This is a genomic window from Marinoscillum luteum, assembly GCF_044005705.1.
GTDB classification, from domain to species: Bacteria; Bacteroidota; Bacteroidia; order Cytophagales; family Cyclobacteriaceae; genus Marinoscillum; species Marinoscillum luteum.
Window position 1 is genome coordinate 76,356 of record NZ_JBIPKE010000009.1, and the last position, 14,293, is coordinate 90,648.

The window sequence follows — 14,293 nt, forward strand, 5'->3', positions numbered from 1 at the left end:
ATGGGAGTATCTCGGGTGTGTGTCGACAAATGAGCACCATTTAGCGATAAAAATGAGTCTTTTATGGTCAAGTGAGGTACTTTTACGGGATTAGTCCATAGTAATTAATCCAACCCATGACCTTGAATGTGAGGGCGTTATGCGCCTTATTTTTTATAACATTATGTCTGACTTCCTATGCCCAATGCCCAACGGGAAATGTGACAGGTGATGTAACCATCAATAGCAATTGTAACATTACTTCTGGTGCAAATTATACCATCACAGGAAACCTTACACTAAATGCCAATCTAACATTAGGAGCTGGCGCTAAACTCACGGTGACAGGTACACTCAATAATAGCTATGTTGGTTCGGCCACTACCCGAACCATTTCTGGCGGGACTGTAGATGTGGGCACCGTGAACACCGGAAATAATTATACTTTGAACCTAAGTGGTACCACGCTGAATGTGACTAATGGATATACCGGTGGTTATCACGGTGGGCTCACCATGACCAATGCCGTTTTGGATATTGGTACATCATTTTCAGAGGGGTTCCAGCAGGGTACCATCACACTCAATAACTCTGATATTTCCACCGGAACTACTTTTGCTACTTCCGGAGGAGGTACACAGTTGTCACTGACAAATGGATCGTCCATCGATGCAGGGACTTCCTTCAGTTTTACCGGTGGCAGCGGACGCACACTCACCGTGAACAACTCTTCTATCAACTCAGGCACTAACTTCACGATTGGGGAGCAATCTGGCTCCAACATTACCAATGGCTCATCTCTTGTAGTCGGAGGTAATTTCTTAAATGACAATGGTGCCGATATGATCCTGGATAATTCTACGATCACGCTCACTTCAGGAAACTTTATGAATGACTTCCAGGCTACCATTTTGGCCCAAAATGGGAGTGATATTACCCTCTCAAATGGTAACATGAATACGGAGGATCAGTCTAGTCTGATCATCGATGCCAGCGATGTGTACATCAACGGAGACATGAACAATGACTTTCACGCACAGCTGACCGTACGAAATAACGGAACGCTCACCGTGACGGGTGACTTTAACAACGGATTACAACCCAATGGTGATCCTGCAGACCAGGGTTATGTAGATGTGGATGGTGGTTCTGTCTCGATTGGCGGCAATTTGAATAACTCCGCTGGGAGTTCGATTGATATAGACGGAGGAGGGTCGTTTGCTGTAGCCGGAAATGTTACAAATGGCAACGAGTCTACACCAGCTTCTATCACGGTTCCTGACGGCACATTCTCCTATGGAGGCACTATGTCGGATCCTCATAGCGGGGTTTCGGCATCCTCAGGAGATTCGGAGTGTGCAGATGGTTGCTGTGGATCTGGTTGCGCAGCATTGCCCGTGTCATTGATCACTTTTGACGCCCTGCAGGAGGACGATCAGGTGCTTCTGAGTTGGAGTACTGCCACGGAAAAAGACAATGATTACTTCACTTTGGAGCGCTCTACAGACGGGCGTACTTTTCAACCCATCGCTCAGATTTCCGGAAATGGTACCTCTAAAGTAATTCAACATTATTCATTCATAGATTACCTGGGTTTTACTTCCTCCTCCACTTCCGTCTATTATCGCCTTTCGCAAACGGACTATGATGGAACTTTTGAATGGCTCCGCGTAATTGATCTGGGACAAAGTGCACAGGTGAATAGGATCCAGGCATTTCCAAATCCGGCCTGGCAAGGGGATGAAATTCAGATAGAGGGTGTAACGGCCGATATGTCGTGGGAAATATACGCTTTATCCGGTGGGCTGATGGCCAGAGGTTCATTTATTTCAGGCAACAGAATAAATATGCAACACTACAAGCCAGGGACATACCTCTTGAAAAGTTTCAGCGGATCAGCCAGCACCACTGCTAAAATCATCATCCGATAACAGAGAGCCATGTTGGGTAATTTTTATACTTAATATACCCTGTTTGATTCAGTTCCGTTAGGTAAAAGACCCCCTGCGTATAACACGCAAAAATGTGCGTAATTCGCCCAATTGCGTGTTTATCAATATGTTATGAATAAAATATAACCCTATTTTAAGGTGTAGTTCTTAGCTATGGACTAAAAAAAACCACCTTATGATCATTAAAATAGGCTTACTCACCATCTCATATTTAGCACTTACCGGAGTGTTATGGGCTCAATGCCCTACTTCTGGTACTATTAGCAGCAATTGTACCACCATTGGGAACCTGACCATTTCCGGCGCTACACTCAATGTGGATCCGGGAGTGACGGTGACTGTGATGGGCACACTTAAAGTAGAATCTGGAGGCACGCTCAACGGCACAGGAGCTACCTTTAATGTGTGGACACTAGCGGATGGGGCCGGATCCACCAACACCTACAATGGCGGCACCTATAACGTATCCACCAGTTTCTCGACTGCCAATGGTGGAGATTTTGCCATGTATAATAGCAATGTAGTACTCAGCATGGGGACAGTGAGTATCTCAGGAGACGATGTAGTACTGGAGAACTCTACATTTACAGGCGTATCCTCATGGACCACCAGCGTGACCAGCATGGCCATGACAGGGACAGATATTACCACCTCCGGGAGTTTGCAACTCGAGAATGCTACCATCACTGACGCGGTGCTGGATGTGGGAACGAGTATTTCCTTGAAAAACACTACAGTTACTAACAGTATCGTGAATTCAGGAGGGAAAATGACCATTGAAAATGGCAGCGTGGTTTTTGACAATAGCACCCTGGATCTTGGTACTTCCAATTTGATGTCATTTGGGACCACTGCACTGGATTTCAATGGCAATGGTGTGCTCACGATGAATAACAATACTCAGGTGGATATTAAAGGGGATATTGTGAATAATGAATGGTACATAGACAACTCACATGTTCGCGCCACAGGCAATTTTGACAATGCAGGGAATGAGATTTTAGTGGTAAGAAACAATGGCACTTTTAATCTGCTTCGCAATTTCGACAATCGCGGAAATAGTGATGTTTCCGCAGATAGTGGAGGGTTCATTGATGTAGGTGGAAATTTTGATAATAGGAATGGTGGTGCTGTGGATGTGAATGGTGGTACTCTGGTGGTTGGAGGTACTTTCACTGGCAACACACCAACGGGAGATACTGGCGATTGCTCCGGTGGGAGTGGAGGATGTTGTGGGAGCTCTTGCAATCCGCTTCCTGTGAGTCTGTTGTGGTTTGAAGGGATGGAGCGAGCAGGAAAGGTTGTACTTAGTTGGGAGACCGTCTCTGAACTCAACAACAGCCACTTTACCCTGGAGCGATCAAGGGATGGACAGACTTTTGACGAAATAATAAAAGTGGAAGGAGCCGGATCCTGCAAAGAAATGCGGAGGTATGAAGTGACTGATGAACAAGGACACAATGCCTGGACGGTCACCTACTACCGGCTTTCACAGACCGACTATGATGGAACTCATGAAGTGCTCAAAGTCATTGCCTTGGGGTCCACCGCTTTTTCTTCGGAAATCAAAACTTATCCGAATCCTGCTTTTTCAGAATCGATATTTGCCGTAGACGGAGCCACCGCAGATATGTCCTGGGGACTGTATACCATCAGCGGACTTCAGATAAGAACGGGTAATTTCAGTGAGGAGCAGAAGATTAGCACTGCCGGAATGAAACCAGGTACCTATTTACTCAAAGTACAGAATTCAAGTGGGTTCACCACTAAGAGGCTCGCTATTCAATAGCTCTTTCAGATCAGGTCTGTGACATGAGAGATTTGACCCTGGTACTTTTCCATGGTCACGCCAAACTTGCTCAGGAAATCCACGCCTTCATCCTGCTCTATGCCTTTGTGAGCGGCATAAGAGTTTAGGTAGATGACTTTTACGATACCGGCGGTATAGATGATCCGGGCACAGGCCAGGCAAGGTGAAAGTGTCACATAGAGCGTTGAACCCTCTACTGTAGCCTTATTCTTCACAGCATAAAGGATGGCATTTTGCTCGGCATGAATCGCCAGAGAGCAGCCACCTTTTGAATCCCGGGGGCAACCTGTTTCAGGATATTCTTCATCGCAGTTATGGGTGCCTGCAGGAGGGCCATTGTAGCCTATAGAGATGATGCGGGTGTCTTTGGTGAGTACTGCTCCTACATGTCTTTTGATACAATGACTTTTTTTGGCAAGGTTTACTGCCAGTTCCATGAAGATGTCGTCAAACGCTGGTCTGTCCATACTGCTAATCTAGTGACAACTCCCATTAGGTGTTCAAGGATTTAACCTTTTTTGAAATCAGACGGAAAAAGGTAACGTTTTCTTACCTAAAATATTTGATGAATACCGTTGATACATATCAGCACTGATCATGTTTTTCAACAGCATTTAGGTGGCTTTTAGGTAGTAATTTCATGCTTATATCAGATGATTGGTATTTGCACTACTATATAAGAAAACTGTTTGGGATAACCCACAGCAACACAGGATCTGGCCTGGTTATTCGATTGATCTGATCACTCCGGATAGCACCCAGCAAACCCCGCTCAAGGCGGGGTTTTTTTATGGTCATAGGACTGCTGGCGCTTGCTGATCATTGAGGGGGCACGAGCGAGCTGGTTCCGGCTTTGGGTCACCATGGTTCTGATTGATTTATCAAATGTCTTAATTGAGGTCAAAGTGGGCAAGATTGAATTTTCCGCGCAATTAGGTGACGGGGAAGAGGCGATCCTCTTTGATTGAAAAACAGACTTGTGTTGTTGGAGTGATTTTTTTTGTATGATCAAAGGCCCAAAGGCGTAAATGGGGAAGGGAATGTGGAGAGAGGACTACCTTGTTATAGGGCCCGCCAAACACTACTTTTTGAGTGGTGGCTGCAAAACCGTCTGGATCTAGCCGCAGGTCTTCTGCCCACAAGCCGAAGTGATGTCCCGCTGGTGGAGAGATGTTGGGAAGAAGCGTTTGTAGTTCTCCAACTGTCAAGGTATTATAAAGGCCCAGGAGGTCAGCCACTCTGATGTCACCTGGGGCATGATAGATATTTTCCGGTGTGCCTGTTTTGATGAGCTGTCCGGCATCCAGCACGAGCAGCCTGTCGGCAATTTCCATAGCATCCCGGGCATCATGGGTAATCAGGAAAATGGCAGTATCCGTAGAGCTTGCTATCTCCTTTACTTCTTCGAGCAGGATAGCCTTGGTGTTGATGTCCAGGTTGCTAAAGGGCTCATCCAGCAACAGCACGTCAGGCTCGGTGGCCATGCCTCTGGCAATGGCCACGCGTTGCTTTTCACCTCCGGAGAGCAAAGAGATGTCTTTATCCTGCAGATGCTCGATTCGGCAAAGCTTCAACAGCTCTGAGATTCGTTCGTGCTGATAGTCGGACACATAGCTGAGAAGTTCGTACCGGATGTTTTCCCTAACTGTCATGCGGTGCTTCAGCTGAAAATCCTGATGTACGAGCCTGATTTCTTCGTAGCCTGGTACTAGTTGATCGTCAGGGTTTTCCAGCTTTTCGCCTTCCAGCCAAACCTCGCCAGTGTCAGGTGCGAGCAGGCCAGCCAATATCCTGATCAGCGTGGTTTTCCCCGATCCACTTCTGCCTATGAGTGCGCATATTTCTCCCTTATGGATTTCAAATGAAACGCCTTGAAGGACAGTGCGTCCGTCATAGTTTTTCCCTACAGAATGTGCGCTGAGTATGGACAATATTTACGATCCGGTGTAGGTCACTCTGTAAATAGACCCGGTCAGGTCGTCGGAGATGAGCATAGAGCCATCTTTGAGAAACAGTACATCTACCGGGCGTCCCCAGGCGGTGTTGGTTTCTTTGTTGAGAAAACCTGTAATAAAATCTTCATAGGCTACACCCTGGCCGTCTTCTATCTTCACGGTAGTAATCTTGTGGCCACTGTGTCCAGCCTCCGGAGAGCGGTTCCAGGAGCCGTGTTCTGCTATAAAGGCCAGGTTGGCATACTGGGAAGGGAACATACTGCCCGTGTTGAACTTCATGCCAAGTGGTGCCACATGTGCTCCGAGTTTTTGAACAGGTGCCACAAATTCATCACACGATCTCTTGTCTCCAAATTCCGGGTCTTTGAGTTCGCCACCATGGCAGTAGGGATAGCCAAAATGCTGGCCTTTTTCTGTAGCTCTGTTTAGCTCACAGGGAGGGATGTCATCACCAAGCATATCCCGCCCATTGTCGGTAAAGTAGAGATCTCCTGTTTCTGGATGCCAGGCGAACCCGACCGTGTTTCTGACTCCACTTACATACACTTCACGGTCAGAGCCATCAGCATTCATGCGGGTGATAGAAGCATATATTTCATCCTTGCTTTCGCAAATGTTGCACGGAGCACCTACAGGCACATAAAGCTTGTCGTCAGGTCCGAAGGCAATATATTTCCAGCCATGGTGACCATCAGTGGGATAATCGTCATAGATCAGTTCTTTGACCGGTGCGGCCAGGTTACTCTCTATGGCAGGAAATTTCCAAAGTTTACTCACTTCAGCCACATACAGGTCACCATCTTTGAAAGCCACACCATTGGGCATTCGCATGTCAGTAGCCAAAACGTAAATCTCGTCCGCTTTGAAATCACCATCGTTATCCTTCAGGGCGTAGACTTTGTCACCCCCGCGGTTACCCACGTAGAGGACTCCCGAAGGGCTTATGGCCATAGATCGGGCGTTTTCTACCCGGCCATAGAGGGCTATGGAAAATCCGTCAGGCAGCACCAGGGAGTCTAGTTGCAAGTCCGTCATATCCAGCAGTGTGGTGTCTGCAGCTGTAGATTTCTCAGTATTCGAATCTGATTCCGGTGTCTTGGTACAGGAAAGGAGCGCAATGCTCAGCAAGATGATTATAAGTCTGGTCATGAAGATTTAATCAATAAGTCTTTTGATTGTTCAAAGATAGCGCTAGCTCTTGGCAATCATCGTGAATGCCCCCCAATAAATAGGGTCACTATATTGAGCTTTGATCGTCAACTGGGCATTGTTGAACGCCGTTCGTTTATCCTGCCCATCGAGCCAGTTCTTATAAAACTCCACCATGAGCTTCTGTGTGACCTCATCGGAGACCTGAAACAAACTCATGACAATGGCATCCGCTCCGGCCACGAGGAATGATCGTTGTAAGCCGAATACTCCTTCTCCTTGCTGAATCTCCCCACGACCTGTCTCGCAGGCACTCAGTACGATGAGTTCAGTTTTATCAAAATTGAGGTTCATGGCCTCATGAGCAGTGAGTACTCCATCATCGATGTTGTAATTTTTGGTGGCTTTCACCAATACATCTCCGCCACCTTCTGCCAGCAATCCGGCCCGATCGAGCGGATTGTCATCTTCCTCAATCATAAACTCAGGGCGTTTCTCTTTTTTGGCTTTGTCATCAAAGAAACCATGCGTGGCAATGTGAACGAGCGTGTAATTTTGAGATTGTTTGATTTGATTTTCAGTCGCATTTTCTCCGAGGTAGTATTCTATTTTCCAGCCCTTGGTTTTCAGTAGATCATTGATGGTGATAACCTCCTGCTCTGTGCCAGGTAGCTGTGGTACATAGACATTGGCTCCGCCACGATTGGCTTCACGTTGCGCAGTTTGTCGGTTTTCATCGGTTTCATAGTAGTTTGGATTGCCCAGCAGCATGGCCGTGAACTCACGTGGCTCTTCAGCTTTTTTCACTTTTTTCGCCTCTCTGGAGCGGAGTGCCGCGATGGTTTTGGTATTATTCACCACCCGCACATTCATTTTGTCAATGACATACTCCGTTTCATTGATTTTGAAAGACTCTACATTGAGCTGATTGTAAATACCATCCGGCGACAGGAAAATAATTTCTTTGTCCTTTACCTTATTGTAAATAGGCTCCCAGAAAACGCCAAAAGAGTTGGCATCAGTTAATTTGTATTTGGTGACATTTCGGTGATACATAAAATGGCGTGTTTCCATTTCGTTGCCATCTTCAAAAAGGACCAACTCCGGATTCTTTCTGGTCTCACTGGTGATAATGAGGGCCGCGTATCGGATCTTCTCATCATTGAATTGGTCATCAAACTCCCTGTATCTGATAATTTCAACCGCTGCTTCATTGTCTTTCAGTGACTTACGGATGTCATCCCAGGTGTAGAGTTTGTACTCGAAGGAATCCTCAAAGGCATCTGAGCTTTCACTTAGTTGCTTTTCGAGTACTGCAATTTCGTCTTTCAGCTTTTTGATGTCTATTTCAGTCTCACTGGCGTCCTCCGAACTCTGAGCCAAGGTAGTGGTGAGGTATTCTTTTTTGCTCACCCAGGTTTTGAAAAGTGTAATTAGTTTTTGGTCCCCACTGTGGAGAATACTATTTCTCGTTTTGATGGAGGAGTTGAGGAGGAGACCCTTGGTTGCCAGGGCAAAATCGTACATGTTTTCCAGATATTTCTCTTTGCTGGCACTGTAGCGCACTGCCACAGTATTATAAAACTCAAAGTCCGGTTTGATTTTGTTCCAAAATTTGGCCTTTTCGTCCTCACTCAGTGTAGGGAAGTAGGTTTTGGTGTAATTGAGGTAAGCCAGAGTTGTCTCACTGAGTATGGACTCCACCTTGCTCACTTCGTCGTTAATGTAGTAGGCACGAGCCAGTCGGCTTTGAGTATTGAGAAAGTCAGGATGTTCTTCACTGAAGATTCGTTTGAAATACTTGGCCGCTTTTTCGTACTCACGACGTGCTTCTTTGAATTTACCCTGATAGTTGTAGATGTCTCCTTTTATTCTGGCTACCTCACCAGAGCTTCTGTTTTGGTTGGCCAGCGCATCTCTCCAGATGTCATCGGCCTGATCCAGAAGGGCCAGAGCTACGTCATATTCTGCACGCTGAATGTGTACAAACGCAATGTTTTTGAGCGCTTCTGCGTAGAGTGGATGCTTTTCGTCAAAGTTGGACGCGGTGATTTCTTTGGCCAGCTGATAGTATTTGTCCACTATCTGGAGCTGACTACCAAGATTATAATGAATGTGGCCAAGGTCTGTGTAAGTATCTGCAAAGAGAATATGATCGGGGCGTAGGGTTTTTTCTCTGATTTTCAGCACGTCTGTGGCATTGACCAGCGCTGCTTCATAGTTGCCCAGGTCTAGGTAGAGTTTCACCATTTTGCTGAGGGTCTCGGCAAAGATCAGTGTGGTGTCGCCATACACGGTTTCGGCAATGGAGAGGGCGGCTCTCAGGTTTTTTTCCGATTCAGGATAGTCCCCGCGGATCATGAAAACCTCACCAAGCGCACTGTATGGTTTGATTAATCGGCGGCTACTGCTTCCGTATAGTTTTTTCCGCTCTGCAATGGCCGTATTCACCAGCTCCTCGGTTTCGCTATAGTTGCCCATACGGGTGTAGAGAAAGGCCAGGTCCACGATGGATTCCAACCTGAGTTCCTGATTGGCAGTGGCTATTTTCTTATAAATAGATTCTGATTTGCGGAGCTGATTCTCTGCTTTGTTGTACAATCCAATGGTACCGTATAGAAATGCAGCGCTGTTGAGCGCCTTCACATACTCTTCGGATTTACGCTCACCACCACGCCTAAGTACCTTCAGTGCTTCGTCGGCATTGAGCTCGGCATCTTTGTAGTAGCCGCCTTGTATTTGCAACCTGGCAAGCGCCACCAGTTTTTCACCCAGCTCAGAGTTGGTAGTATTGGGGTTGGCCACCATGGCCTCTACTACAGATTTGGTTAGGGCAATAGGATAGTCAAAGTTACCCGTGAGGGTGAAATACTCCATTAGATCGGTGACGATGCGTGCATAATCAGGATGCTGGGTGGACAGTTGGGTGAGTGGTTTTTTGTACACTTCCCCGGCCAGTAGCTTATAAGCCCTGGCGGGGTTTTCAGAGTACTTCAGGTAATAGCCCGCAAAGTTGATTTGATATATATTGGTTTGCAGGGCCCTTTTTCCATACCGGGTATTCAGAGACTCACCCAGTTTGATGTAGAACTTCTCCGCGAGCGGATAATTCTCTGATCGTTGGATGTCGAAAATGTATTGAATTCCATTTTCAAGTGCTAAGGTCATAGTCTTGTGATCCTCAGGCAGGAGGTTGGCGGTGCGCGAGATCAGCGAATTGAATCGCATCACTATGTTTTGCTTGGTATCTCGCTCATAGCTGCGCATGAGGGTGTTGAGAAACTCTGTGTTGAAATAGGCATATTCCCGACTCACTTTGGCCTTGATCAAAGCTGTTTCTACTTTCATGGAAGTGGTCACAGCATCGCCAAAGCGCCCTTCTCGTTCATTGGCAATGATGTTGGCAAAGCCAGCTTTTTCAAAAAGTTTCCCTTTTGGTTTTACCGTGAGAATCTGGTCACTCACTTTTCTGGCCTTGGTGGCATCACCATAATCCAGATACACGTTGGTTTCGGCAATTCTGAAGTCTATATATGCCTCTGTGGTGGCTTCTACTAGTCGGTTCACCTGTTTGTTGCGAGTCTCCAGCAGCTCAATGGCCTTTTGATATTCGCCTTTGCCCCGGTATGCTTCTATTTCTGCTGTGAAAAGATCTACCAGAAGTTGTGTTTTGTAGGCCTCGTCTTCTGCCTTTATGGCTTCAAAGGAGTAGCTCAATTTGAGTTTGGTAGGCCATGCTGCAATGAGTTCTTTGAGGGAGATGAGGGCCTCATCATATGAACCCATGGCTACATCGGTAAAAGCCCGACGCATTTTGATCTCCTGAGCCAGAATGTCATTTTGCAGATAAGTAGAACTGAGTCCTTCCAGGATGGAGGTCAGGCTATCAGCTTTTCGGTGGTTTCCATATTCATTGTAGAAATCAATGACCCGGAGCATTCCCATGGTGTAATTGTAGGTATGTCCATTTTTCCATTTAGGAAGCGATTTCAAAGCAATATTGAGATTGCCCTCCATACCCTTAAAATCGGCCATGGCATAGTCTGCCCGGGCTTCCATGATGTAGGTGAGAGGATAGAGGGAGGAGTCCCCCTTGTATTTCTTGGCAATGTGCTTGCTTCTTAGCTTGGTCAGGGCTTTTTCTACTTTGGCATATTTGCCTTTGTTGTACTGCTTTTCAGCTTTTTTTAGGAGTACTTCCCAGGTCTGTCCCTGGGCGGCCGAGGATACAATGAGAAATAACAGTGCAATGACGCACGATTTGCGGAAGTAAAATTTAGGAGATATCATGGCTTATTCAAAAATGAGATGGCTCAAGGCTAAAATTAATTAATAACCTCCTATAATACTATTGATACTTAATTAAGTGATAGTGAGGAAAAAACGAGCGGGAATCGTTTTTCATCTGCTGAGTCATATAACTTTGCGGCCATGATTAGTATCAATAACCTTTCATATTACATCGGAGACAGGCCCCTGTATGATGATGCATCGCTTTTTATAGGTCCCAAGGACCGTATTGGCCTTATTGGGCTGAATGGTACCGGTAAATCTACCCTGTTGAAAATGATCACAGGCGAAGATCAGCCTACAGCTGGCGAGATCAATATGAGTAATGATACGACCATAGGTTTTTTGAACCAGGATCTGCTTTCTTACCTGACCGACGATTCCATTCTTCATGTGGCTATGCAGGCCTTTGCTGAGACCATGAAGATTCAGAAGCAAATAGATGAGGTGCTGCATGAGATGGAAACCAACTACCGTGATGAGCTCGTGGACAAACTGGCCAAATTGCAGGAGCGGTTTGAAACCAACGATGGTTACACCATGCAGGCGAAGGCCGAAGAAATTCTGGAAGGAATAGGGTTTAGTACCCAGGACCTTCAGCGACCACTCAAGGAGTTTTCCGGAGGGTGGCGCATGCGCGTGATGCTCGCCAAATTGCTGCTGGAAAAGCCTTCCCTGCTCATGCTGGATGAGCCTACTAACCACCTGGATTTACCTTCGATTCAGTGGCTGGAGAATTACCTGCAGTCTTATGACGGTGCCTGTATTATCGTTTCGCACGATAGACGATTTTTGAATGCATCTATCAATAAAATAGTGGAAGTATCGGCTTATCAGCTCAATATGTACGCTGGTAATTACGATTTCTATCTGGAGGAGAAGGAGCTGCGAAATGAGATTCAACAAAATGCATTTGAAAACCAGCAGCAGAAAATCAGGCAGGCTGAACGCTTTGTGGAACGCTTCAAGGCCAAGGCCTCAAAGGCAAAACAGGCACAGTCCAGGGCCAAGATGCTGGACAAAATGGAGCGCATAGAGGCTGTGGCGGATGAAGCTGCGGCGGTCGATTTCAAATTTAAATTCAAAGTAAAATCAGGACGCCATGTAGTGAAGATGGAGAATATCTCCAAGTCCTATGGCGACCTCAACATCCTTTCACATGCCAATGCGCACATTGAGCGTGGGGATAAAATTGCCTTTATAGGGGCCAATGGTAAAGGAAAATCCACAGCACTGCGTATTGTGGCAGAGACCGAATCTTTTCAGGGCACCTTACAGAAGGGACACAACGTAACTACGGCTTTCTATGCACAGCATCAGCTGGAGGCGCTGAATATTCAGAATGAAATTCTTGAAGAACTGAAGCAAGCGGGCTCCGGAAAAACCGATCAGGAGTTACGTGGTGTATTGGGCTGTTTTCTTTTTACCGATGATGAGGTTTTTAAGAAAATAAAGGTATTAAGTGGAGGAGAGAAGTCGCGTGTGGCACTGGCCAAAACCCTGATTACCGAGTCCAATTTTCTCATGCTGGATGAGCCTACTAACCACCTGGATATGATGTCGGTGAGTATACTGGTACAGGCCCTACAGCAATTTGAGGGTACCTTTTTGCTGGTATCTCACGACAGGGATTTTATCTCAAAAGTGGCCAATAAGATCTGGTGGATTGAAGATCATGAAATCAAAGAGTATCCCGGTACTTACGAAGAGTGGGAGTGGTGGTATAATAGAGAGCAGGAGAAGAAAAAGTCATCACCCCAGCCTCAGAATAGTGAGAAAAAGGAAAAGGCTAAAGTAGCAGTTGAAAAGCCACGCCACGACGATACCCAGAAACAACTGGAAAAAGAGATAGCTCAACTGGAAGGCAAGATTGAAGCACTGGAAAGCGAAGTAACTAAACTGGAAACGGAGCTTAGTAAACCAGAGGTATTTGGAGACGCTGCCAAAATGGAAAAAACCACCAACCGCTACCAGAGCAAGAAAGCTGAGCTGGAAACGCTCAATGCTACTTGGGAGCAATTGGTGGAAAAAATAGGATAGTCCTTTTACAGTTCTGAGGCTGGTGTGAATTTCACCACTTTATTTTCAATGGCCGGAAGGGATCTCAGGTAGGTATATATTGCTCTGAGGTCTTCTTCTTCCATGGTGGCATACATCAACCAGGGCATTACCGTTTGCATGTCATTTTCGCCCACAGCATGTGGCACATAGCTTGAGTCTGCATACGCTTTGAATCTGTTCACGAAGAAATCTTCGGACCACGAGCCGATACCAGTCTTCTCATCAGGGGTGATATTGGCCGATCGAACAATCCCGAATCCGGGCATGTTAAATTCAAAACTTCCAGCATAATTCAGTGCCATAATTGGCGCGCCTTTATCCTGCGGAGTGTGGCAGTCACCACAAGCGGCAGCGCTGGTCATGTAGGCTCCATAGGCCAATACATCGCTTTTATCCGGTTTAGGTTGTGGGTTTCCTGGCTTAGGGATGGTGTGCAGGATGATGTTCATCGGGAAATCAGCTTCAGAAGGTGCTACCTCATTTTGGATAGGAGCAAGAGATCGGATATAAGCGATGATGGAGTAGATGTCTTCATCAGCCATTTGGCCGTATCTCTGGTAGGGCATTACCGGAAATATCGGGTTACCATCTTTGGTGACCCCCGTGGTAATCAGTCTGTAAAGCTCACCGTCTGTCCAATCGCCCACACCAGCCGGGGTGATGTTTTTGGAGGTGAAGGAGCCACGAAAACCAAAGTCCTGATTGAAGATTTCTCCACCTTGTCCCAGGGTATTGGGTTTGAGTGGGCCAGAGAATTTTGACCATTCGCGAGCAGAATGACAGTCCATGCAGACCGTCACACTATTGGCCAGATAGGCACCACGAGCCACCAATTCAGGAGTGACTGCTATGGATACCTCGGGCGCTGGTCCTACATCGGGCAATGTAGTTTTGATGAAGGCTATGCCACAAAGCGCCAGCAAAATGACGCCAGCAATAATAATTCCAAGGATTTTTAGGATTTTCATAAAAATGGTTAGGTTCGTGAATTCCTGAAGGTAAGAATTATCCAAAAAAAAGTCAATGGGGTAGGGATCACAAAAAATGAAGACAACTGTTGACTTATTTCCTTCACTTTGAATCAATTTACTGCTACT

At 46.3% G+C, this 14,293-nt stretch carries 8 protein-coding genes; 3 read left to right on the forward strand and 5 right to left on the reverse strand.

Going from position 1 to position 14,293, the window contains the following annotated elements; genetic code table 11:
- The first annotated feature begins 116 nt into the window (after positions 1-116).
- On the forward strand, positions 117-1,910 hold the full coding sequence (locus ACHKAR_RS01730; RefSeq protein ID WP_395415910.1) for a T9SS type A sorting domain-containing protein: 1,794 nt from the start codon (positions 117-119) through the stop codon (positions 1,908-1,910).
- Positions 1,911-2,106: 196 nt separating this feature from the next.
- Positions 2,107-3,720: a T9SS type A sorting domain-containing protein gene (locus ACHKAR_RS01735; RefSeq protein WP_395415911.1), complete on the forward strand. Its 1,614-nt coding sequence runs from the start codon at positions 2,107-2,109 to the stop codon at positions 3,718-3,720.
- Positions 3,721-3,725: 5 nt separating this feature from the next.
- Here ACHKAR_RS01735 and ACHKAR_RS01740 read toward each other — a convergent pair whose 3' ends face one another.
- From ACHKAR_RS01740 to ACHKAR_RS01755, 4 genes are all read right to left on the reverse strand, one after another.
- Positions 3,726-4,208: a deoxycytidylate deaminase gene (locus ACHKAR_RS01740; RefSeq protein WP_159584538.1), complete on the reverse strand. Its 483-nt coding sequence runs from the start codon at positions 4,206-4,208 to the stop codon at positions 3,726-3,728.
- 465 nt (positions 4,209-4,673) lie between these two features.
- Positions 4,674-5,672 carry an ABC transporter ATP-binding protein gene (locus tag ACHKAR_RS01745; protein WP_395415912.1) on the reverse strand — a complete coding sequence of 333 codons (999 nt, stop codon included), beginning with the start codon at positions 5,670-5,672 and terminating at the stop codon, positions 4,674-4,676.
- Between the two features lie 3 nt (positions 5,673-5,675).
- Positions 5,676-6,845: a PQQ-dependent sugar dehydrogenase gene (locus tag ACHKAR_RS01750; protein ID WP_395415913.1), complete on the reverse strand. Its 1,170-nt coding sequence runs from the start codon at positions 6,843-6,845 to the stop codon at positions 5,676-5,678.
- Between the two features lie 42 nt (positions 6,846-6,887).
- Positions 6,888-11,135 carry a CHAT domain-containing protein gene (locus tag ACHKAR_RS01755; protein ID WP_395415914.1) on the reverse strand — a complete coding sequence of 1,416 codons (4,248 nt, stop codon included), beginning with the start codon at positions 11,133-11,135 and terminating at the stop codon, positions 6,888-6,890.
- Between the two features lie 141 nt (positions 11,136-11,276).
- On the opposite strand from ACHKAR_RS01755, the gene ACHKAR_RS01760 reads away from it, so the two are divergent.
- Positions 11,277-13,175, forward strand: a complete 1,899-nt coding sequence (locus tag ACHKAR_RS01760) for an ABC-F family ATP-binding cassette domain-containing protein (protein ID WP_159584530.1) — start codon at positions 11,277-11,279, stop codon at positions 13,173-13,175.
- Positions 13,176-13,180: 5 nt separating this feature from the next.
- Here ACHKAR_RS01760 and ACHKAR_RS01765 read toward each other — a convergent pair whose 3' ends face one another.
- Entirely contained in the window at positions 13,181-14,164 is a 984-nt protein-coding gene (locus ACHKAR_RS01765; RefSeq protein ID WP_395415915.1) for a c-type cytochrome, read from the reverse strand.
- Positions 14,165-14,293 lie beyond the last annotated feature (129 nt).

Coding starts and splice junctions, on each gene's coding strand:
- ACHKAR_RS01730 (WP_395415910.1), top strand. CDS start 117: ATGACCTTGAATGTGAGGGCGTTATGCGCCTTATTTTTTATAACATTA.
- ACHKAR_RS01735 (WP_395415911.1), top strand. CDS start 2,107: ATGATCATTAAAATAGGCTTACTCACCATCTCATATTTAGCACTTACC.
- ACHKAR_RS01740 (WP_159584538.1), bottom strand. CDS start 4,208: ATGGACAGACCAGCGTTTGACGACATCTTCATGGAACTGGCAGTAAAC.
- ACHKAR_RS01750 (WP_395415913.1), bottom strand. CDS start 6,845: ATGACCAGACTTATAATCATCTTGCTGAGCATTGCGCTCCTTTCCTGT.
- ACHKAR_RS01755 (WP_395415914.1), bottom strand. CDS start 11,135: ATGATATCTCCTAAATTTTACTTCCGCAAATCGTGCGTCATTGCACTG.
- ACHKAR_RS01760 (WP_159584530.1), top strand. CDS start 11,277: ATGATTAGTATCAATAACCTTTCATATTACATCGGAGACAGGCCCCTG.
- ACHKAR_RS01765 (WP_395415915.1), bottom strand. CDS start 14,164: ATGAAAATCCTAAAAATCCTTGGAATTATTATTGCTGGCGTCATTTTG.